The 21,433-nt window shown below is 68.3% G+C and carries 20 protein-coding genes, 1 other RNA gene and 1 pseudogene; 10 read left to right on the top strand and 12 right to left on the bottom strand.

The window, feature by feature from the left end; translation table 11 throughout:
• Positions 1–79 precede the first annotated feature (79 nt).
• Together nudC and AB5S17_RS20695 are read right to left on the bottom strand one after the other, a co-directional pair.
• The gene (nudC, locus tag AB5S17_RS20700) at positions 80–1,012 is read right to left on the bottom strand and encodes an NAD(+) diphosphatase (protein ID WP_369242981.1); all 933 of its coding nucleotides are present in this window, start codon (positions 1,010–1,012) and stop codon (positions 80–82) included.
• Between the two features lie 17 nt (positions 1,013–1,029).
• Positions 1,030–1,443, bottom strand: coding sequence for an HIT domain-containing protein (locus AB5S17_RS20695; protein WP_369242979.1), 414 nt, complete (start codon positions 1,441–1,443; stop codon positions 1,030–1,032).
• Between the two features lie 69 nt (positions 1,444–1,512).
• Between AB5S17_RS20695 and ffs the strand changes: the two genes are divergently transcribed.
• The 7 genes from ffs to AB5S17_RS20660 all read left to right on the top strand — a co-directional run bounded on the left by ffs (position 1,513) and on the right by AB5S17_RS20660 (position 8,524).
• An RNA gene (gene ffs, locus AB5S17_RS20690) (signal recognition particle sRNA small type) lies at positions 1,513–1,610 on the top strand.
• 237 nt (positions 1,611–1,847) lie between these two features.
• Entirely contained in the window at positions 1,848–3,746 is a 1,899-nt protein-coding gene (locus tag AB5S17_RS20685) for a DNA polymerase III subunit gamma/tau (protein ID WP_369242977.1), read from the top strand.
• Positions 3,747–3,832: 86 nt separating this feature from the next.
• Positions 3,833–4,156, top strand: a complete 324-nt coding sequence (locus AB5S17_RS20680) for a YbaB/EbfC family nucleoid-associated protein (protein WP_369242975.1) — start codon at positions 3,833–3,835, stop codon at positions 4,154–4,156.
• A 1-nt stretch (position 4,157) separates the two neighbouring features.
• Entirely contained in the window at positions 4,158–4,763 is a 606-nt protein-coding gene (gene recR / locus AB5S17_RS20675; protein ID WP_369242973.1) for a recombination mediator RecR, read from the top strand.
• A 61-nt stretch (positions 4,764–4,824) separates the two neighbouring features.
• Entirely contained in the window at positions 4,825–5,442 is a 618-nt protein-coding gene (locus AB5S17_RS20670; RefSeq protein ID WP_369242971.1) for a LysE family translocator, read from the top strand.
• 54 nt (positions 5,443–5,496) lie between these two features.
• Positions 5,497–6,726, top strand: coding sequence for a lytic murein transglycosylase (locus AB5S17_RS20665; protein ID WP_369242969.1), 1,230 nt, complete (start codon positions 5,497–5,499; stop codon positions 6,724–6,726).
• Positions 6,727–7,165: 439 nt separating this feature from the next.
• Positions 7,166–8,524, top strand: a complete 1,359-nt coding sequence (locus AB5S17_RS20660) for a ChaN family lipoprotein (protein ID WP_369242967.1) — start codon at positions 7,166–7,168, stop codon at positions 8,522–8,524.
• A gap of 100 nt (positions 8,525–8,624) precedes the next feature.
• Here the strand turns inward: AB5S17_RS20660 and AB5S17_RS20655 are convergent, their stop codons facing one another.
• The 7 genes and pseudogenes from AB5S17_RS20655 to cyoA all read right to left on the bottom strand — a co-directional run bounded on the left by AB5S17_RS20655 (position 8,625) and on the right by cyoA (position 15,817).
• Complete coding sequence (locus AB5S17_RS20655) at positions 8,625–9,158, bottom strand: response regulator transcription factor (protein WP_369242965.1); 534 nt, start codon at positions 9,156–9,158, stop codon at positions 8,625–8,627.
• Positions 9,148–10,524 (bottom strand): ATP-binding protein, encoded by a 1,377-nt coding sequence (locus AB5S17_RS20650; RefSeq protein WP_369242963.1) that lies wholly within the window; start codon positions 10,522–10,524, stop codon positions 9,148–9,150. Before AB5S17_RS20650 ends, AB5S17_RS20655 begins: the two co-directional genes overlap by 11 nt.
• Positions 10,525–10,592: 68 nt before the next feature.
• Positions 10,593–11,378, bottom strand: coding sequence for an SURF1 family protein (locus tag AB5S17_RS20645; protein WP_369242961.1), 786 nt, complete (start codon positions 11,376–11,378; stop codon positions 10,593–10,595).
• Between the two features lie 218 nt (positions 11,379–11,596).
• Positions 11,597–11,971 (bottom strand): annotated as a pseudogene (gene cyoD / locus AB5S17_RS20640) (cytochrome o ubiquinol oxidase subunit IV); the annotation flags it as partial.
• 36 nt (positions 11,972–12,007) lie between these two features.
• Positions 12,008–12,640, bottom strand: coding sequence for a cytochrome o ubiquinol oxidase subunit III (gene cyoC / locus AB5S17_RS20635; RefSeq protein WP_369242959.1), 633 nt, complete (start codon positions 12,638–12,640; stop codon positions 12,008–12,010).
• A gap of 4 nt (positions 12,641–12,644) precedes the next feature.
• A complete protein-coding gene (cyoB, locus tag AB5S17_RS20630) occupies positions 12,645–14,654 on the bottom strand; it encodes a cytochrome o ubiquinol oxidase subunit I (protein WP_369242957.1) in 2,010 nt (669 codons plus the stop codon).
• A 53-nt stretch (positions 14,655–14,707) separates the two neighbouring features.
• The gene (gene cyoA / locus AB5S17_RS20625) at positions 14,708–15,817 is read right to left on the bottom strand and encodes a ubiquinol oxidase subunit II (RefSeq protein ID WP_369242955.1); all 1,110 of its coding nucleotides are present in this window, start codon (positions 15,815–15,817) and stop codon (positions 14,708–14,710) included.
• 178 nt (positions 15,818–15,995) lie between these two features.
• Here cyoA and AB5S17_RS20620 point away from each other — a divergent pair, with 178 nt between their 5' ends.
• From AB5S17_RS20620 to panB, 3 genes are all read left to right on the top strand, one after another.
• Complete coding sequence (locus AB5S17_RS20620) at positions 15,996–17,321, top strand: MFS transporter (RefSeq protein ID WP_369242953.1); 1,326 nt, start codon at positions 15,996–15,998, stop codon at positions 17,319–17,321.
• A 178-nt stretch (positions 17,322–17,499) separates the two neighbouring features.
• A complete protein-coding gene (panC, locus tag AB5S17_RS20615) occupies positions 17,500–18,387 on the top strand; it encodes a pantoate--beta-alanine ligase (RefSeq protein WP_369242951.1) in 888 nt (295 codons plus the stop codon).
• Positions 18,384–19,208, top strand: a complete 825-nt coding sequence (gene panB, locus AB5S17_RS20610) for a 3-methyl-2-oxobutanoate hydroxymethyltransferase (RefSeq protein ID WP_369242949.1) — start codon at positions 18,384–18,386, stop codon at positions 19,206–19,208. Before panC ends, panB begins: the two co-directional genes overlap by 4 nt.
• A gap of 87 nt (positions 19,209–19,295) precedes the next feature.
• Here the strand turns inward: panB and AB5S17_RS20605 are convergent, their stop codons facing one another.
• The 3 genes from AB5S17_RS20605 to AB5S17_RS20595 are packed head-to-tail and all read right to left on the bottom strand — an operon-like array spanning position 19,296 to position 21,325.
• Entirely contained in the window at positions 19,296–19,811 is a 516-nt protein-coding gene (locus AB5S17_RS20605) for a tyrosine phosphatase family protein (protein ID WP_369242947.1), read from the bottom strand.
• A gap of 9 nt (positions 19,812–19,820) precedes the next feature.
• Positions 19,821–20,426 (bottom strand): hydrolase, encoded by a 606-nt coding sequence (locus AB5S17_RS20600; protein WP_369243093.1) that lies wholly within the window; start codon positions 20,424–20,426, stop codon positions 19,821–19,823.
• A gap of 44 nt (positions 20,427–20,470) precedes the next feature.
• Complete coding sequence (locus AB5S17_RS20595; protein ID WP_369242945.1) at positions 20,471–21,325, bottom strand: folate-binding protein YgfZ; 855 nt, start codon at positions 21,323–21,325, stop codon at positions 20,471–20,473.
• Positions 21,326–21,433 lie beyond the last annotated feature (108 nt).

Raw genomic sequence — 21,433 nt, 5'->3', positions numbered from 1 at the left:
GCCGGCGTTGCATGCGCTCTCACCGCCGGCGGCCGCGGGCCGGCTCAGTGAAACTCCCGGCCGCCGAAATCGCTCTCGGCTATACCGCGCCGTCGGCGAAGGCCTTGATCAGGTGATGCGCGATCGCGAAGCGGCTCGGCAGCGACAGCCCGTCCGGATGCCGCCCCTCCAGCATCGCCTGGACCTCCGCACGGTCAAACCAGCGGCAGTCCTCGAGTTCCTCGCCGTCGAAGGTGATCTCTTGGCTCGTCGCGAGGCCGACGCAGCCGATCATCAGCGAGCCGGGGAACGGCCAGGGCTGCGAGGCGAGATAGGAGACAGGGCCGACGGTGATGCCGGCCTCCTCCTTCGTCTCGCGCCGCACCGCGTCTTCGACCGTCTCGCCCGGCTCGACGAAGCCGGCCAGGCACGACCAGAACTTCTCGGCAAAACGCGGCTGGCGCCCGAGGATGCAGCGCCCGTTGCCGTCGTGGACCAGCATGATCGTCACCGGGTCGGTGCGCGGGAAGACGACGTCGCCGCATTCCGTGCAGCGGCGGCGATAGCCGGCGGCTTCCGGGACCGTCGGCGAGCCGCAGCGCCCGCAGAAGCGGTTCTTGCGGTGCCAGCCGAGGAGATGGGCGGCCTGGCCGAGCTGTCCCTCGACGTCCGGATCGAGCCGGCCCTGCATGGCGAGCGAGCGAAGATCGACGAGCGCCAACGCGTCCGTCGCCTCGGGAACGCCGCCGAACTCGGCGGCGAGGGCCGGCCGGCCGCTCGGGTCGAAACCGAGGAGCACGCTCTCGGGCAGTTGGGCGCCGAGCTCTTCCGCCGCCGCCCGCGCGAATGCCGGGTCCGGAGCCTCGCCGCTCGTCGCGCACAGCCACTTGCCGTCCGCGGTGAGGTACAGCGTCGCATCCGCGTGGGCGAGGGCGGCTTCGAGGCTCTGCTCGGTCCGCTGCTCACCGTCGCGCCACAGCCGGTTGCCCGCAAAGCCTGTGCGGGCGCTGATCTCGTCTCGATTCTCGGACATGACTTCTGTCGTCGCTTTCATGCGGGCAGGATCGCCCGACGGATATCTGCCAGGAACCCTTCGGCTTCCTCCGGCGGATAGGGATCCGCCTTCCCGAAGCCCCAGACCGGTCCCGGCCAGTTCGGATCGCCCGCGCGCCGCGCTATCACATGCAGATGCAGCATGGGAACCATGTTGCCGAGCGCGCCGACATTGATCTTGTCGGCCTTGACCAGCGACTTGAGCGCCTTCGCGACGAGGTCGGCCTCGAAGATCAGCATGGTCTGGTCGAGCGGCGAGAGATCGTGCAGTTCGGTGACGCCGGCGCGCTGCGGCACGAGGATCAGCCAGGGCCAGCGGCGGTCGTTCATCAGGCGGAGGTCGCAGAGCCCGAGTTTGCCGACCGCCACCGTATCCTTGTCCAGGCGGGGGTCGATTTCGAAGGCTCGCATGTCTGTCGTCTCCCAAATTGCCGGTGTCGGGGTTGCATCTAGGCCTGACATCGCCGATATGCAGTCCCGGGAGGTTGGTGGTGGACGAGCCACTCGCCAACCGGGTCAGGTCCGGAAGGAAGCAGCCCCAACGAGCCACGGCACGGGTCATCGTGCCAGCCTCCCACCTTCTTCGCCTCATGAAATTCTGCCCCCGGCCAACGCCGCCCGATGCGGCGGCGGCTGGCGTCGCGGCCGGCAGCGCGGCGAAGTTTCTCGCGGCGCGGCTTGCGTCTTTCCTCCCGAGATCGCAAAACCGGTGACCGTCCCGAACGCGATCCGGTGAGCCTCATCGTCCCAATGTCCGTCAGCCCGCTCAGATCCCGGTCCTCCCACGCGCCGCTCGGCTGCGCCGCGGGTGACGCGTGAGCCTCGACGACGCACCGGCCGAGGCGGCGACGCCCTACCGCGTCCTTGCGCGCAAATACCGGCCGCGCTCCTTCGACGACCTGATCGGCCAGGAGCCGATGGTGCGCACGCTGACCAACGCCTTCGAGAGCGGACGCATCGCGCAGGCCTGGATGCTGACCGGCGTGCGCGGCGTCGGCAAGACGACCACCGCCCGCATCCTGGCTCGCGCGCTGAACTACGAGACCGACGAGATCCACCAGCCGACGATCCACATGACCGGTCCCGGCGTCCATTGCCAGGCGATCATGGAGGGGCGGCATGTCGACGTCGTCGAGATGGATGCGGCCTCCCACACCGGCATCGACGACATCCGCGAGATCATCGCGCAGGTGCGCTACCGGCCGGTCTCTGCGCGCTACAAGGTCTACATCATCGACGAAGTGCACATGCTGTCGAACCAGGCCTTCAACGGCCTGCTCAAGACCCTGGAAGAGCCGCCGGAGCATGTGAAGTTCGTCTTCGCGACGACCGAGATCCGCAAGGTGCCGATCACCGTCCTGTCGCGCTGCCAGCGCTTCGATCTCAGGCGCATTGATTCGGCCAAGCTCGTCGCGCATCTCAAAGCCATTGCCGGCAAGGAACAGGTCGCGATCGACGACGACGCGCTGCGGCTGATCGCCCGCGCGGCGGAGGGCTCGGCCCGCGACGCGCTGTCCCTGACCGACCAGGCGATCGCCCACGGCGCCGGCACGGTGACCGCCGAGGCGGTGCGCGACATGCTGGGGCTCGCCGACCGTGTCCGCATCATCGACCTCTTCGAGATGGTGATGAAGGGCGACGGCAAGGCGGCGCTCGTCGAGCTGCGCGATCAGTATGCCTCCGGCGCCGATCCGGCCGTCGTGCTCGCGGAACTCGCCGACTTCACCCACCTCGTCACGACGCTGCGCTATGTGCCGGAAGCGGCCGAGGACGCGGCGCTGTCGCCGATGGAGGCCGAGCGGGGCCTCGCCTTCTCGAAGACGCTGTCGATCCGCACGCTCGGACAGGTCTGGCAGATGCTCCTGAAGGCGCTGGAGGAGATCCGCGATACCGCGACGCCCCGCCAGGCGGCCGAAATGGCGCTGATCCGCATCGCCCATGCCGCCGACCTGCCCTCGCCGGACGAGCTGTTGCGGCTGATCCGGGAGGAGGGGCCCTCGGCGCTGCCGTCGCCTGCGCCGGGCTCCGCGCCGGCTGGCGGGCAGGGCGGCAGCGATGGCGGCGAGGCGATGATGTCCGGCGCCGTCGGCGCCGGCGGAGGATCGGGCGGCGCACGGGTCGAGGCCCGCGGCGCGGCATCCGCCAGCGCTGCGCCGCAGATCGTGCACACCGCGCCGCGCGCCGAGGCGCGCCCCGGACAACGCGCCGGTCTCCGGCCGGCCACCCGACCGGCGGCGGTCGAGACCGAGGAAGTCGCCATCCGCTCCATGGCCGATCTCGCGCGGCTCGCGGAGGAGAAGCGCGATTCGCTGATGCGTGTGTCGGTGCGCCGTTACCTCAGGCCGGTGAAGTTCTCGCCGGGCCGCCTGGAGGTGGAGCTGACGCCGGAAGCCCCGCGCACGCTCCTCGGCGACCTGCAGCGGCGCCTGCACGACTGGACCGGCCGGCGCTGGGTGGTCTCGGTCGCCAATGCCGGCGGCCAGCCGACCCTCGACGAGCAGGATGCGGCGCGGCGCGACGCGCTGGTGTCGGATGCGGCGAGCGATCCGGAGGTCGCCGCGGTGCTCGCCGCTTTCCCCGGCGCCAAGATCACCCATGTCCGTCTGCGGGCCGACGCGGAGAAGGCGCTCGACGATGCGCCGCTTGCGGCGGAGGCCGGCGATGACGACCTGATGCACGACCCGGACGAACTCGCCGAGGACGACGAGGACTGAACCCTGTCGTCGATGGGTTCGGCGGGACGGCCGTCAAATCTTGAGGCAGGGCGTGAGACGCCTGCCGCCACCGAGGAGATCACCCGATGAAAGACCTGATGAACATGATGAAGCAGGCCAAGGCCATGCAGGAGAAGATGGCCGGGCTGCAGGACGATATCGGGCAGATCGAGGTCTCCGGTCAGTCCGGCGGCGGCGTCGTCACCGTCACGCTCTCCGGCAAGGGCGAGATGCGCGGCGTCACCGTCGACGCCTCGCTGATGAAGGCGGACGAGAAGGACATCCTGGAAGACCTCATCGTTGCCGCCCACAACGACGCGCACGCCAAGCTGCAGCTGGCGATCCAGGAGAAGACGCAGGAGCTGACGGCCGGGCTGAACCTGCCGGCGGGGATGAAGTTCCCGTTCTGACATGGCCAAATCCATCGCCGGCCCGGAGATCGAGCGGCTGATCCAGCTGCTCGCCAAGCTGCCGGGGCTCGGGCCCCGTTCGGCGCGGCGCGCGGCGCTGCATCTCGTCAAGCGGCGCGAGCAGCTGCTGGCGCCGCTGTCCGCCGCCATGGGCGAGGCGCTGGACAAGGTGCAGGTCTGCTCGACCTGCGGCAATATCGACACCCGCGATCCCTGCACGATCTGCTGCGACCACGCCCGCGATCAGGCGACGGTCGTCGTCGTCGAGGACGTGTCGGACCTCTGGGCGCTGGAGCGGGCGAAGGCGCTGAACGCCGCCTATCACGTCCTCGGCGGGGTGCTGTCTCCGCTGGAAGGCGTCGGGCCGGAGGATCTGACCATCCGCCAGCTCGTCGACCGCATCCATGCCGGCACGGTGAAGGAGCTGGTTTTGGCGGTGAACGCCACCGTCGAGGGCCAGACGACCGCCCACTACATCATGGACCAGCTCGACGGCCTCGACGTGAAGGTGACGCGCCTCGCCCACGGCGTTCCCGTCGGCGGCGAACTCGACTATCTCGACGAGGGCACGCTCGCCGCGGCGATGCGGTCCAGGACTGCGCTCTGACGGGGGTCCACATTTGCGGTAAAATGGCTTCGACCATTGACGTCCGAACGGGGACCACAGCATGACCCTCTATGCCATTGCCGCCTACGCGCTCGCCCTCGGCATTGCCGCGGCGATCCCGGGACCCGGCGTCATGGCGCTGGTCGGGCGGGCGCTCGGCTCCGGATTCCGGCACGGGCTGGCGCTGATCGCGGGCCTCGTGCTCGGCGACCTCATCTATCTGACGGCCGCCTGCTTCGGCCTGGCGCTGGTGGCCGAGGCGTTCGGGGAGGTGTTCGTCGTCATCCGCTACGGCGCTGCTCTCTACCTCGCCTATCTCGCCTGGAAGATGTGGCGGTCCGATCCCGAACGCCAGCGCGTCGAGGCGCTGTCCTCGCGCAGCGTCGGATCGAGCTTTTCCGCCGGGCTGATGGTGACGCTGTCGAACCCCAAGACGATCTTCTTCTATCTCGCGCTGCTGCCGTCGATCCTCGACCTCAAGGCGATCACCCTCCCAGGCTATGGCCTGCTCGCGCTCGTCACCGTGCCGGTCCTGTTCCTGATCCTGACCCCATACGCGGCGCTGGCCGCGGCTGCGCGCGGCGCGATCCGCAACTCGGCGGTGATGCGCTCGCTCAACCGGTCGGCCGCGGCGATCCTCGCCGGCACGGCCGTCTGGACCGTCATGCGGCGCAGCTGAATCGTCTCGCCGCCCGCACTGGTTATGGCGTGCGGGCGCCTGTAGCATGCCCGTATGCGACCGATCCTGCTCATCCTGTCCGCGCTCGTCATCGCCCTGGCTGCGCCGTCCGCAAGCCGCGCCGACAGCACGAGCGACGGCTTCCACCATTTCCTCGAGACCGACATCTGGCCGGCGGCCAAGGCGCGCGGGGTGCCGCGGCCGGTGTTCAACGCGGCTTTCGGCGGCGTGAAGCCCGATCTGTCGCTGCCGGACCTCGTCCTGCCCGGCGAGACGGCGAAGGTCGAGGAGAACAACTTCCAGGCCGAGTTCAAGAGCGGCGCCGACTATCTCTCCGACCGGGCGATCGCGGCCAACGCCGCGACCGGCAAGGCGCTTCTGCAGCGCTACGGCGCCGTGCTGAAGCGGATCGAGGCGCGCTACGGCGTTCCGGCGCCGATCGTCGTCGCGATCTGGGGGCGCGAATCGAACTTCGGCCGGGCGAAGATCCCCCAGAACGCCTTCCAGGTGCTCGGCACCAAGGCCTGGCTCTCCCGGCGCAAGGAGATGTTCCGCACCGAACTTCTGGCTGCGCTGCAGATCGTCGCCGATGGGCACCTGAAGGCGTCGCAGCTGAAGTCGTCCTGGGCCGGTGCGCTCGGCCAGCCGCAGTTCATGCCGTCGAAATTCCTGCAATATGCCGTCGACTTCGACGGCGACGGCCGCAAGGACATCTGGAACTCGGTGCCGGATACGCTCGCCTCGATCGCGAACTTCCTGCATCAGGCCGGCTGGCAGCGCGGCCGCGGCTGGGGCTTCGAGGCGCTGGTCCCGAAGACGCTGTCCTGCACGGGCGAGGGCCCGGATCGCGGCGAGACGCTGGCGGGATTTGCAAGGGATGGCGTGAGGCGCCCCTCCGGCGCCGGCCTGCCGCACGATGCGGAAAATCGGCAGGATCATCTCCTGATGCCGGCCGGCCGGTTCGGCCCGGCCTTCGTCGTCACCGACAACTTCTACGTCATCAAGGCCTACAACAATTCCGACCTCTATGCCCTGTTCGTCGGGCTCGTCGCGGACCGCATGACTGGCGGCGCGCCGCTGAAGGGCAGCTTTTCGCCGACCGACCGGATGACCCGCGGCGACGTCGCGCGGATGCAGGAGAAGCTCGAGGGCAGGGGCTACGACGTCGGCGGCGTCGACGGCCTCGCCGGCTTCAAGACGCGCCGCTCGATCGGTGCCGCCGAAAAGGCGCTCGGCCTGCCGCAGACCTGCTGGCCGACGAAGGCGCTCGCCGCGCGGCTCTGAAAGCGGCGGAATGGCGAGATCCGAAGCCTCCCGCCGGGTCGCGCTTAACGACCTCTTAAGGAAGCCGGGGAAAAGCCGCCGAGGTGTGTTCCGGCGGTCTGGCCCGTCTCCCGTGACGGCTGTATCCATGATGCGTGGATACCCGAGGAGAGCGGCGGAGTGATTCGCCGATCGCGCGGCGGGAGTTGCCGGGGAGGCGACACGCGGGATCCGGGCGCCTGGCGCGGTCCGGATCCCGCGGCCATATCCGCCTTTTCATCCGAACCCGCAGATTCAGCCCGTCGAAGCGCGCGTCTTCGGCATTTTTTTACTTGTGCCGTGTCATTCCTGTCCTGTCTGCAATAGTTTTGCCACATCGTGGCACGATTTGTTACGAAGCAGGGCGGGGGAAGCGATGCCGGGGGGTAGGCGCTGCTCGCGTGCATCGGGGAAATGCAGATTGAAACGCGCTGACTGGATCTTGCCGACTGTCGTGACGGTCCTTGCCGGGCTCGGCTATGCCGTGGCCGACAACGCCCAGGCGGTGATCGCCAAGATCCCGCTCAAGCGGACGGAAGACAGCGTCAACTTCGTTCCGCCGCGCGAGCCGGCGAGAATGGCGCTGCCCTACCGCAAGGACGGCGACAATTTCGCCGACGTCCAGATCGCCACGGTGAAGCCGTTCGAGCGCGATGCCGACGACGCGGCGCCGGCGGTCGTCGAGGCGGCGCGGGCGTCAGCGCCCGAGGCGCGTGGCCCCTCCGCGGGCGCCAATGCCTTCTCCGGCGCCCCGGCCGGGCCGAAGGGCGCAGCGGCATTCCTCACCACCGTCGCCCAGTCGGGCAAGGCCGCGCCGGTGAAAGCCGACGCGGACGCGTCCAAGCCTCTCGCGACCCCCATCTTCGACGCCGCGGCGCCGGTCTGGCAATCGCGGTTCCTGGCCGACAATCCGCTGGTCGGCGGCGTGTTCCGCGCCGACGGGACGCGCACCGATGCCTCCGACCTCGTCGGTACGGCGGCGGGCGCCCGCTACGTGCTTCTCGGCGAGATCCACGACAATCCGGATCATCACCGCATCCAGGCGGATATCGTCGGCGACCTGGCGGAGAAGGCGAACAACGACCTGTCGCTCGTCTTCGAGATGATCCCGCGCCGTTTCGCCGAGGCTGCGGAGCGGTTCGGCAAGGACGGCACCGATCCCGCCGACTTCGCCAAGTCCGTCCGCTGGAACGAGCGGGGCTGGCCGGACTTCCAGAACTATCGGCCGATCTTCGACACCGCCTTGGCGCACGATCTTCCGATCTTCGCCGGCGATCTCGACGCCGGCACGGTGTCGGCGATCGCCCGTGAGGGAGCCGGCGTGCTTCAGCAGGCCGAGCAGGAACGGCTGGGCCTGACGGGCGCGCTGCCTGCGGACGAGGCGCTGGCGCTCGCCGGCGAGATCAAGGATGCCCATTGCGGGCTGTTGCCTGACAAGGCGGTGGCGCCGATGGTCGACGCGCAGCGGGCGCGCGACGGAGCTCTCGCCGACGCGATGATGCAGGCAGCCGACGCGACCGGCCGCGCCGTGCTGATCGCCGGCGACGGCCATGTCCGCAACGACCGGGCGGTGCCGTCGCTCCTGCATCAGCGCCAGCCGGGCGAGAAGTCCGTCTCGGTGCAGATGGTCGAGGTCGCGAAGGGCGAGGCGAAGCCGTCCGATTACGGCCTGCGAGCCGACGCGCCGGCGCCCTACGACTTCACCATCTTCACGCCCCGCGCCGATATGACGGACCAGTGCGCGAAGCTGCAGGCGAAGATGCAGGTCAAGGCCGACTGAGGCCTTCGGACCGGGGCGTGTCGGCTGCGACGCGTGGGGGCAGACAGCGCGCGCGTCCTTCCCGTCGATCGCGGCGGTTCAAGCCTTCACCTGCCGCGGCTCACTTCACCTGCCGCTTCTCCAGTTTCCGCGCCAGCGTGCGGCGGTGCATGCCGAGCCGCCGCGCCGTCTCTGAAATATTGAAATCCGTCTCGACCAGCGTCTCGTGGATCCGTTCCCATTCGAGCGTCTTGATCGACGTCGGGCGCTCCGTCAGCGCCACCTCGGCATTGCCCTCGGCCTTGGAGAAGGCCTCCTCGATGTCGTCGGTGTTGGACGGCTTGGCGAGATAGTGGCAGGCGCCGAGCTTGATCGCCTCCACCGCCGTCGCGATCGAGGCGAAGCCGGTCAGGACGACGATCAGCATGTCCTCGTCGTGGGCGTGCAGCGTCTCGACGCATTGCAGGCCGGACGCACCCTCGAGCTTCAGGTCGACGACGGCGTAGCCGAAGCTGCGCTCCTTCAGAAGCGCGTCGAGTTCGCTTCGGCCGGGCGCGTGGAAGACGGTGTAGCCGCGTCGCTCGAAGGAGCGCTTCAGCGTGCGGGCGAAGCCGAGGTCGTCCTCGACGATGACGAGCGAGCGCTCATCCGGCATGATCGAGATCTCCAATGGCAAGGGCCGACAGCGGCAGCTCCAGCGAGACGAGGGCGCCGCGGCCGGGTCGGTTCCTGGCAGTGACGTTGCCGCCGAGCTTGCGCACCACGTTGACGACGATGAACAGGCCGATGCCGCCCCCCTGGCGGCCCTTGGTGGACTGGTAGGGCTTGCCGAACTGCTGCAGCACTTTCGGCGCAAAGCCCGGCCCCTGGTCGGTGACGGTCAGCAGGAACATCTCGCCGCGCCGCTCTGCCGAGAGGCCGATCCAGCGCGACGGGGACTCATAGGCGTTGTCGAGGAGGTTGAAGATCACCTGCTTCAGCGTCGTGTCGGAGACGATGGCGAGATCGTTTTCCAGAAAGGTCTCGTAGGCCAGCGTCGCGTCCGGCCGGGTCGTCCGCCACTCGTCGACGACGGCGTCGAGGAAGCGGGAGAGCGTCGTCAGCCCGGCCGCTTCGCCGCGCGCCTCGCCGGCGCTCATCAGGACGCCGGTGACGATCGACTTGCAGCGCTTCACCGCCGCCTGCATCTCGCCGAGCTCCTGGGCAAGGTCGCCGTCCCTGGCGATCGCCGGCACGCGCGCCCAGTCGCCGAGAATGACCGACAGCGAGGCGAGGGGCGTGCCGAGCTCGTGCGCCGCGCTCGAGGCGAGCAGTCCCATGCGGATGATGTGGTCCTCCTCGGCCGCCTGCTGGCGCATGACCGCGAGATGGGCGTCGCGTTCCCGAAGGTTCCGGGTCACCTGCGCGACGAAGACCACGAGCAGCAGGCCGTCGAGGCCGAGGCACAGGAGCAAAGCGAGGGTGCGCAGGAACAGCGCGTAGTCGCCGGACGCGGTCTCCGGCAGCATCAGCGGCATGTTGAGAACGGAGATGACCACGAGGCCGGAGAAGGAGATCGCGGCCAGCGACCAGGTGGCGCGCGGGGGAAGAAGCACCGCGCCCAGCACGACCTGCAGGAGGTAGAGCGGGATGAAGGGATTGTTGATGCCCCCGGTCAGCGCGAACTGCGCCGTCAGCGCCACCACGTCGAAGATCATGGCGGCCTCGAGGACGTGGCTGCCGACCTCAGGCCGCTTGCGCAGCCAGACCAGCGTCGCGAAGTTCAGGCCGACGAGCAGCGCCACGACCACCGAAAGAGGGCCGAGCGGCAGGGTGATGTCGAGGCCGAAATGCACGAAGCAGATCGTCAGGATCTGCCCGACGACGGCGATCCAGCGCAGCTGGACGAGGATCAGGAGATTCTTCTGGTTCGCCGAGTCGATCGCCGGGCCGACCTCCGCCGACGCGGCCCGTCCCGGCGAGGGGATGCCGGTCGCCGCCCGCATGTCGAAACTGTCGGTGCCCGATGTCATGCCCGCCATATAGGCGCTCGAAGCTTTCCCCGTAACCGCTTGCCGCAAAGGTGCCGCGCCGTGTCGCAGCCCCGGCGCTACGCCTTGCCGCCCTGGCGCAGCCGGCGCTCGTCGACCACCACATAGGTCATCGCCGCCAGCGTCAGGAGGGCCATCCCGAACCAGGTGAAGGCGTAGACGAGATGGCTGTTGTGGAACGAGATGACGGTGAGGCCGCCGACGGGGTAGACGTCCGGCGCCGCCATGCGCTCGGCATCGATGAAGTACGGGGCGAGGGGGCCGATGACGGCTCTGGCCTTGGCGATCGCCGCGACGTCCCGCGAATACCAGCGGTCGTCCGCCGGGACGTTGCTGTGCAGGAAGGCGCCGCCCGGCTCGCTCATCCGAAGCAGCCCGGTGACCGTCGTTTCACCGGCGATCTCGCCGCGGGCGCGCTTCGCGGGGTCCCGAAGGTCCGGCGGCACGAAGCCGCGATCGACCATCACGGTGAAGCCGCGATCGGTGACGAAGGGCGTCATCACCCAATAGCCGCCGCCGAGGTCGGTCACGGCCTTCACGAAGGTCTCGCGATCGTTGAGGAAGCGGCCATGCACCTTCACATGGCGATATTCGTCGTTGCCCGCGGTCAGCCTCGGCCAGTCGGACGGGCCGGGGGCCGGGATCGGCGGGGCGTCGACGCGGGCGTTGACGCTGGCGATGAGGTTCAGCTTCCAGACGCGCCGCTCGAGCTGCCAGATCCCGAGCCCGACGAAGAGCGCGAAGAACAGGGCGCCGGCGGTCAGCAGCAGGATCAGGCTGCGCAGCGAGCGCGGCGTTTGCGCTTCCGCCCGTGCCTCATCGTCGGGAGTGGCAGTCTCGGTCATCACGAAACATTTTGGCCGCGGCCGCCTCCCGAAGAGGACGCGGCCGCGGGCCCGGTGTGGCGTTACTGGGCGGAGCCGCCGGCTCCGGCACCCATGTCCATCTGGCCGCCCTGAGCCCCGGCATCGCCTTGCTGCGGGATCACGCCTTCGCCGATGGCGTCGTTCGGCATCGGATGCTTGCCGCCCACGGCGGGAACGCCCGTCGGTCCGTTGACCTCCATGTTCTGCATCTCGCGCATCGCCGGCATCATGTTCACGTTGAGGTGGTACATGACCCAGATCGAGCCGCTCAGCGTGATCACCACCAGGATGAGGGTGAAGATCAGCGCCATCATCGTCCAGCCGCCTTCCGAGCGGCCGTTCATGTGCAGGAAGTAGACCATGTGCACGATGATCTGCACGAAGGCGAAGGCAATGACCGTGACGGTCGTCGCGACGGTGCTGTGGAGGACGCCCGACATCACCAGCCAGAACGGGATCGCGGTCAGCACCACCGACAGGACGAAGCCCGTCAGGTAGCTCTTCATCGTGCCGTGCGCCTGGCCGCCTTCCGCATGGACGTGCTGGTGGGAGCCGTGGCCGGTGTGGCCGATGGCCGATGGCCGGTGCGTCGACTTGCGCGTTGGTGCTCATCGCAGCACTCCCAGGAGATAGACGAAGGTGAAGACGCCGATCCAGATCACGTCGAGGAAGTGCCAGAACAGGGACAGGCACATCAGGCGGCGGCGATTGGCGAGGACCAGGCCCTTCTGGCTGACCTGCACCATCAGCGTGACCAGCCAGATCGTGCCGAAGGTGACGTGCAGGCCGTGCGTGCCGACCAGGGTGAAGAAGGCGGACAGGAAGGCCGAGCGGCGCGGATCGGCGCCTTCGGCGACGAGGCCGGTGAACTCGTGGATCTCGATCCCGAGGAAGCCGAGACCGAAGAGGCCGGTGATCGCCAGCCACAGCAGCACCATGTTCCGCCGGTCCTTCTCCATCTCCAGCATGGCGAAGCCGTAGGTGATGGAGGAGAGGAGCAGGAGCGAGGTGTTGACCGCGACGAGCGGCAGTTCGAACACGTCCTTCGGGCCGGGCCCGGCGGCATAGCTGCCGCCGAGAACGGCATAGGTGGCGAAGAGGACCGCGAAGATCAGGCAGTCGCTCATCAGGTAGATCCAGAAGCCGAGCATGGTGCTCGAGCCTTCGGCGTGCTCGTGCTCCTCGACCTCGTAGAAGACCGGCCGGTCGGTGGCCGGATCGGCGCTTACGCTATTCGCCATCAGTTCAGCCCTTTGCCCCGAGCATTGCGGTCCGTGCGTTCTCCGCCCGCACGACCTCTTCGGCCGGGATGTGGTAGTCGCGATTGTAGTTGAAGGTGTGCCCGATCGCGGTGACGAAGAGGCCGATCGCGGCGAGCGCCGCCAGCCACCAGATGTACCAGATCATCGCGAAGCCGAAGACGAAGCTGAGGGCTGCGAGGATGGCGCCGGCGCCGGTGCTCTTCGGCATGTGGATCGCGCGGAAGCCCTCCAGCGGGCGGGCATAGCCGCGATGCTTCATGTCCCACCAGGCGTCGTTGTCGTGGATGACCGGCGTGAAGGCGAAGTTGTACTCGGGCGGCGGCGACGAGGTCGACCACTCGAGCGTGCGGGCATGCCACGGATCGCCGGTCGTATCGCGCAGCCGCTCGGTGTTGCGGTCGCGGATCGAGACGAAGATCTGCATCAGGAAGGCGCCGATGCCGGCAGCGATCAGCACCGCCCCGAAGGCGGCGACGATGAACCAGATCTGCAGCGACGGGTCGTCGAACTCGCGCAGGCGGCGCGTCACGCCCATCAGGCCGAGCAGGTAGAGCGGCATGAAGGCGAAGTAGAAGCCGACCACCCAGAACCAGAAGCTCACCTTGCCCCAGAACGGGTCCAGCTTGAAGCCGAAGGCCTTCGGGAACCAGTAGTTGATGCCGGCGAATATGCCGAACAGCACGCCGCCGATGATCACGTTGTGGAAGTGCGCGATCAGGAACAGCGAGTTATGGGTGACGAAGTCGGCCGGCGGCACCGCGAGGAGCACGCCCGTCATGCCGCCGATGACGAAGGTCAGCATGAAGGCCACGGTCCACATCATCGGGGGCTCGTAGCGGATACGGCCGCGATACATGGTGAACAGCCAGTTGAACATCTTCGCGCCGGTCGGGATCGAGATGATCATCGTGGTGATGCCGAAGAACGAGTTGACGCTCGCGCCCGACCCCATGGTGAAGAAGTGGTGCAGCCAGACGAGGTAGGAGAGGATGGTGATGACGACGGTCGCGTAGACCATCGAGGTGTAGCCGAACAGGCGCTTGCCCGAGAAGGTCGAGGTGACCTCGGAGTAGATGCCGAAGGCCGGCAGGATGAGGATGTAGACCTCCGGATGGCCCCAGATCCAGATGAGGTTGACGTACATCATCGGATTGCCGCCGAGGTCGTTGGTGAAGAAGTTCGTCCCCACGTACCGGTCGAGCGTCAGGAGCGCGAGCACCGCGGTCAGCACCGGGAAGGCGGCGACGATCAGCGTGTTGGTGCACAGCGCGGTCCAGGTGAAGACCGGCATCTTCATCATCGACATGCCGGGCGCGCGCATCTTGACGATGGTCACGAGAAGATTGACGCCCGACAGGAGCGTTCCGATGCCGGCGATCTGCAGGCCCCAGATGTAGTAGTCGACGCCGACGCCCGGCGAGTAGGCCGCGTCGGAGAGCGGCGGATAGGCCAGCCAGCCGGTGCGGGCGAACTCGCCGATGAACAGCGAGGTCATGATGATCATCGCGCCGGAGACGGTCATCCAGAACGAGAAATTGTTGAGGAAGGGGAAGGACACGTCGCGTGCGCCGATCTGCAGCGGCACGACGTAGTTCATCAGCCCGGTCACGAACGGCATGGCCACGAAGAAGATCATGATCACGCCGTGGGCGGTGAACACCTGGTCGTAGTGGTGCGCGGGCAGGAAGCCCTCGGACCCGTTGAAGGCGATCGCCTGCTGGGCGCGCATCATCAGCGCGTCGGCGAAGCCGCGCAGCAGCATGATGATGCCGAGCACCATGTACATGACGCCGATCTTCTTGTGATCGACGCTGGTGAACCACTCGTGCCAGAGATAGCCCCACCACTTGAAATAGGTGATGGCGCCGAGCACGGCGATCCCCCCGATCGCGACCGCGATGAACGTCACGACCAGGATCGGCTCATGATAGGGAATCGCTTCGAGCGTGAAGCGCCCGAAGATCAGCTTGGTGAGATCCATATTGGCAAACATGTCTCGGATGTGTCCGTGGTTTCGACCGGGGCGGTCCGTTTCCGGGCGGCGGCCTAGTTCCCTTGGTTCAACTGCTGCGGTGCGACCGAACTCTTGCCGGCATCCGGCTGCGGCGCCTCGCCGCTCTCCGGGTGGTCCGTGTGCGGCGCGCGCGGGCTGGCGGGCACCGTCGCGCCGGGCGGTTCGGTGAGTTCGATCCCGTCGATCGGGTGGGCGTCATAGGTCAGCTTGGCGCGATTGGCCTGGCTCTCGAGACCGGCGCCGCCCTTCATGTCGATCGCCATCATCTGGTCCATGCACATCTTGCCCGGCTTGGTGCACAGATTGACGATCTTGTCGAACAGGCCCTTGGCGTAGGACGTGAAGTAGAGGACCGGCGAGGCCTCGCTCGGCAGGGCGAGCTGGTTGTAGCGCTTCATGTCCAGCGGCGTGCCCTGCTGCTTCACCTTCTGGATCCAGTCGTCGAAGCTCTTGTCGTCGACGCCGACGAACTTGAAGTTCATGTTCGAGAAGCCGGCGCCGCTGTAATTGGCGGAGAAGCCGTCATAGACGCCCGGCTTGTTGATCACCGCGTGGAGCTGCGTCTCCATGCCCGGCATGGCGTAGATCTGGCCGGCGAGCGCGGGAATGAAGAACGAGTTCATCACCGAGGTCGCGGTGATCTTGAACTCGATCGGCCGGTCGACGGGCGCGGCGAGTTCATTCACCGTGGCGATGCCGTACTGCGGGTAGATGAACAGCCATTTCCAGTCGAGCGCGGCGACCTCGACCTCCAGCGGCTTCTCCTGGCCGGTGACGACCCGGTCGGCGGCGATCCGGTCGATCTTGCGATAGGGGTCGAGCAGATGCGTGCCCAGCCAGGTGATGGCGCCGAGGCAGATGATGATCAACAGCGGGGCGGCCCAGATCACCAGCTCGAGCTTGGTGGAGTGATCCCACTCCGGATCGTAGTTGGCGTAGAGATTTCCCTGCCGGTACTTCCAGGCGAACACGGCGGTCAGCACCATCACCGGAATGATGATGATCAGCATCAGCCCGGTGGCGATCAGCAGCAGGTCGCGCTGCTGCATGGCGACATCGCCGGACGGGTTGAGCACGACGGCGCTGCAGGAACTCAAGGCGAAGGCGAGTGGCAGCAGCGCGAGCAGGCGGAGACGTTGCAAGCGATCTTTCCCGAACTTGAGGGGAGGTTTATCGTGGCCCGGCTTATTGCCGCCGGGCGGGCCGGGGTATTGGACAATTTGCCCAATGCCGCAGCGCACACTAGACAGGCAAGGGGAGGTCAGCAACCGGGCGCGGAATCCAGGTCGTGCCCGGCTTCTGTCCGCATAAGGGTGAAGAATGAGCCACATTACGGCAGCCAATCCATTCGAGCGCGACGCCCGCGCCGTCAACGCGCGCGATCATCACGGGGTCAATCCGGGCGAGATCGCGATCGGCGTGATCATCGGCCGCACCGCGGAATTCTTCGACTTCTTCGTCTTCGCGATCGCCTCGGTGCTGGTCTTCCCGCAGCGGGTGTTTCCGTTCGTCGATCCGGTGACGGGAACGCTCTATTCGTTCGCGATCTTCGCGCTCGCCTTCATCGCCCGGCCGTTCGGCACCTGGCTGTTCATGACGATCGACCGAAATTTCGGCAAGGGCGTGAAGCTGACGATCGCGATCTTCCTGCTCGGCACCTCGACGGTGATTGTCGCATTCCTGCCGGCCTATGACCAGATCGGATCGGCGGCGATCTGGCTCCTGGCAATCTTCCGCATCGGCCAGGGCATGGCGCTCGGCGGCACGTGGGACGGCCTCGCCTCGCTGCTGGCGATGAACGCGCCGGAGCATCAGCGCGGCTGGTACGCGATGATCCCGCAGCTCGGCGCGCCGCTCGGCATGATGATCGCCAGCGGCCTGTTCGCCTTCTTCCTCGGCTTCCTGCCGACGGCCGACTTCCTCAGCTGGGGCTGGCAGTTCCCGTTCTTCTGCGCCTTCGCGATCAATGTCGTGGCACTGTTCGCCCGGCTGCGAATCGTCGTGACGCCGGAATATGTGCGCCAGTTCGAGAACCGCGAGCTGCAGGCGAGCCGGGTGCGCCGCACCGTGCGCGAGCACGGCCGCACGATCGTCATCGGCGCCTTCACGCCGCTGGCGAGCTTCGCCATGTTCCACATGGTCACGGTGTTCCCGCTCTCCTGGGTCTACCTGTTCACCCAGCAGTCCTCGACCCGCTTCCTCCTGATCGAGGTGATCGGCGGCATCGTCGGCGTCATCGCCATCGTTCTGTCCGGCGTCATCTCCGATCGCATCGGGCGGCGAAACCTCCTGATGGCGCTCGCCTTCCTGATCGCCATCTTCTCCGGCTTCGCGCCGCAGCTGCTCGACGGCGGCGAGAGCGGCGAGCTGATCTTCATGGTGGTCGGCTTCGCGCTTCTCGGCGTGTCCTTCGGCCAGTGCTCGGGGGCGGTGGCCTCCAACTTCCCGCGCGCCTTCCGCTATACCGGCTCGGCGCTGGTCTCGGATCTCGCCTGGCTGTTCGGCGCCGGCTTCGCGCCCTTCGTCGCGCTGCTTCTCGCCGACTATTTCGGGCTGATCGCTGCGGGTCTCTACCTCCTGTCCGGCGCCGTCTGCACGCTGGTCGCGCTGCTGGTCTACAACCGCCTGGAAGTCTCGGAAGCGTAATCCTGCGGCTCCGGCCGTCGCCGGGCCGAGCGATCTCGAGCAGAATGGGGGGCGGCGCCGGCTGAAGTCGGCGCCGCCTTCGCGTTTTCGGCTGATGCCTTCCTTTGCGAGCCTGCCCTTTCGTTCGGCAGGCCGAGGGGCTAGAAGCGCAGCCGTCGGACAGGAAACGGCGAGCCCCGTGCAGATATTCGAACAGATCGCGCCGCTGCGCACGGCGCTGACGAGCCATCGCCGCGCCGGCGAGACGATCGGCCTCGTGCCGACCATGGGCTATCTTCACGCCGGTCACATGGCGCTGGTGAAGCGCGCCAAGGCCGAATGCGATCGCGTGGTGGTCTCGATCTTCGTCAATCCGACGCAGTTCGGCCCGAACGAGGACTTCGCCGCCTATCCGCGCGACCGCGACCGCGATCTCGCAATGCTGTCCGCCGAGGGTGTCGACGGCGTCTTCGCGCCGACGGTCGAGGCGATGTATCCGCGTCCCGGCGCAACCACGGTGTCGGTCGAGCCGCTCGGCGACATCCTGATCGGCAAGGTGCGCCCCGGCCATTTCCAGGGCGTCGCGACGGTCGTCTCCAAGCTCTTCCACATCGTGCAGCCGGACCGGGCCTATTTCGGCGAGAAGGACTTCCAGCAGCTAGCGGTGATCCGCCGCATGGTCGCCGACCTCGACATGCCGGTGACGATCGTCGGCGTGCCGACGGTGCGCGAGGCCGACGGGCTCGCGATGTCCTCGCGCAACGTCCGGCTCGACCCGGGCAGCCGCGCCGCCGCCTCGGTGCTGGCCCGCGCGCTCGGCGCGGGCGAGCGGCAGGTGGCGAGCGGCGAGCGCGATCCGGACGCGGTCGTCGCGGCGATGCGGGAGATCATCTCAGGCGAGCCGCGCGCCGAGCTGCGCTCGCTGGACCTGTGCGACGCCGAGACGCTGGACGCCGTCGAGCGGATCGGCGAGCGGCCGGTCGTGCTGCTCGTCACCGCCGCCTTCGGCGGCGTGCTGCTGATCGACGCGCGGACGGTCGCTCCGCCCACCCAGCCATCTGCCACGGGAGCTGCGTCAGCCGCATGAGCACGCCCGCGCCGAATGCCAAGCGCCGCCTCACCGCCCCCGCCGCACGGGCGCGCAAGGGCGGGGTGCCGCTGGTCATGGTCACCGCCTACAGCGCCACCATGGCGCGGCTGGTCGATCCGGCCGTCGACATGATCCTCGTCGGCGACAGCCTCGCCATGGTCGAGCACGGCATGCCCTCGACGCTCGGCGCCGGGCTGGACCTGATGATCGCGCACGGAAAGGCCGTCGTCTCGGCCTCCGAGACGGCGATGGTCGTCGTTGACCTGCCCTTCGGCGCCTACGAATCTGGCCCGGCGGACGCCTTCCGGGCAGCCGCGCGCGTCATGGCCGAAGCCGGCTGCGACGCGGTGAAGCTCGAGGGCGGGACGCATATGGCGGAGACGATCCGCTTCCTCTCCGACCGCGGCGTCCCCGTCGTCGCCCATATCGGGCTGACGCCGCAGGCAGTGAACGCGCTCGGCGGATTCCGGAGCCAGGGACACGACGATGCGGCGCGGGAGAAGATCCTCGCGGACGCGCGGGCCGTCGCCGAGGCGGGGGCCTTCGCCGTGGTGGTCGAGGGCGTCGTCGCCCCGCTCGGCAAGGCGATCACCGAGGCGATCGACATCCCGACCATCGGCATCGGCGCCTCGGCCGAGTGCGACGGGCAGGTTCTGGTGCTGGAGGACCTTCTCGGCCTGACCCCACGTGCCCCGCGCTTCGTCAAGCGCTACGCCGAACTCGGCCAGGCGGTATCTCAGGCCGTCGGCGCCTATGCCGACGAGGTGCGCGCGCGGACCTTCCCGGGCGAGGAGCATACGTACAAGCCGCGGGGGTGAGGCGCCTCCGCAGCGACCTCCATCACCTCGTCATCCGTCTCAGGGCCGGGATGACGACCTCCGAGAAACGGACCGCCCGCCGCCCCCTCACAGCTCCAGCGGCAGGACGAACGGCGTTCCCGAGAATGCCTCCGCGCCGCGGCCGATGTCGCGGATGGCGGCGATCATCCGGCCGTCGCGCCCGAGCATCTCGTCGGCGATCGCGATCAGCCGCGCATTGGGGGTCGCGGAAGGCGCACGGCGGCGCAGCTCCTGCGCCAGCGCCGCCTCGTCGAGATCCGGATTGATCGCCGAGGCGAGGATATAGGCGGCCGCCGTCGAGCGGCTGATGCCGGCGAAGCAGTGCACGGCGAGCGGCGTCCGCCGGTCCCATTTCCGGCCGAAGGCGAGCAGCGCGTCGACATGCTCGATCGACGGCAGGATCATGCCCTCGGTCGCATCGACGATGTCGTTGAAGCCAAGGAAGAGGTGGCGGTCCGGGTGGATGCTCGCCGGGCGCTCGACCGGCGTTCCGACATTGATCAGCGTCACGACGTCCTCGGCACCGTGTTCTGCGACGGTGGCGTGGAGGTCGGCGAGGGAGGAGACGACGAGATAGGTCATCCGAAGCTCTTAAGCCTTCCGGGCCGGGCGGGCCACCGTCTTCGGCGCATCGCTCGCGGTGCAGTCCGCATCGAGCGCGGCGAAGCGCTCCATGAACGCCGTCTCCACCTCGGCCGCCTGCTTCGGCTGGAAGTCCGCGGGATGGCAGGCGGCGCGGCCGGGCGCCCCGAAGAACTTTTCCGCCTCGTGCGCCTCGAAGCCGGCGAGGAGGGTCGCCTCGAAATAGGCGGAGATCCGGTCCGCCGCCTTGATCGCCTTCTCGACCGGCGCCGGCAGCGAGGCCGGCAGGCCGAATCGCAGATGCACGGCGCCCTGCAGCCGCTTCTCGACGCTCTTGTAGTCGCCGCCGATGACGCTCTTGAAGGGCGAGATCATGTCGCCGATGACGTATTCCGGCGCGTCGTGCAGGAGGGCGGCGAGGCGCCAGCGCGGATCCGGCTCGTTCGCGGCGACGAGCGCCTCGACGATCAGCGAATGCTGCGCCACCGAGAAGGCGCAGTCGCCCTGCGTCTGCCCGTTCCAGCGCGCGACGCGGGCAAGGCCATGGGCGATGTCGGCGATCTCGACGTCGAGCGGGGAGGGATCGAGGAGGTCGAGCCTGCGCCCGGACAGCATGCGCTGCCAGACGCGCTTTGGCGGCGGCGCGGATTTCGTCCGGCTCACGCCTCCGGCTCCGCGCCGGCTTCGGCCGCCGGGAGGGTGAAGCTGGCCCAGGCCGGGATCGTCGCCTCGACCGGCACGCCGTCGGCCGACAGCGTCGCATCGGCGGCGATCGCGTCGGCGAGCTTGTCGATGCGCAGGAGCGCGATGCCGTCGGTGCCCGTCGCCGAAAGGAGGGTGCCGATGGCGCGCTCGCCGGCCATCACGTCGCTGCCGGGCGTCAAATGCCGCTCGCCGGAGACGAGCATCAGCCGGCGCCGCGCGGTGCCGCGATGCTGCATGCGCGAGACGACTTCTTGGCCGACGAAGCAGCCCTTCTTGAACGAGACGCCGCCGTTCTGGTCGAGGAGCACGTCGTGCGGGAAGACGTCGGAGCCGGGAAAGTCCGTCTCGGCCTCGGCGATGCCGGCTCTGAGGCGCAGCCGGGCGAAATCCCCGGCGCCCGCTTCGGCGATGCCTTCGGGCGCCGCGCCGTAGATCCGGACGACGTCGCCGCCGGGGAAGCGGCGGTCGACGAGCGCGCCGGCAAGGGTTGCCGCGCCGTCGCCCCAGGCGGCATGGACCGCCGTCTCCTCGGCCTCGATCGCGACCTTGGCGCGCAGGCGGTAGAGCGTCAGCCGCTTCTTCAGGTCACCGGCCGTGCTCGCCGCGCAATCGATCCGGAAGCCGCCGCCGATCCGCCCGATCAGGAAGTCGAAGAGGATCTTGCCCTGCGGGGTCAGGAGCGCCGCCGGCCGCATCTCGCCGTCGCCGAGCTTGTCGAGGTCGGCGGTGATCAGGGTCTGCAGGAAAGGCTCGGCGGTCTCGCCGGTGACGGTGAGGACCGCACGGTCCGGCAAAAGGGCATAGGGCATGTCGGCTCGCTTTCGGGACCGCGCCGGGCGGTCCGTCGTCTTCGCTCTATATCGGGTGATCTCGCTGGATTAGGTATGCCGGGCGCAGCGATCGAGCAAGCCGGGTCT

The organism is Jiella sp. M17.18 (assembly GCF_041027365.1).
Lineage (GTDB): Bacteria > Pseudomonadota > Alphaproteobacteria > Rhizobiales > Rhizobiaceae > VKMB-3413.
Note: the sequence above shows the minus strand (reverse complement) of the source record. Positions and strands in the feature narration are given on the sequence as shown.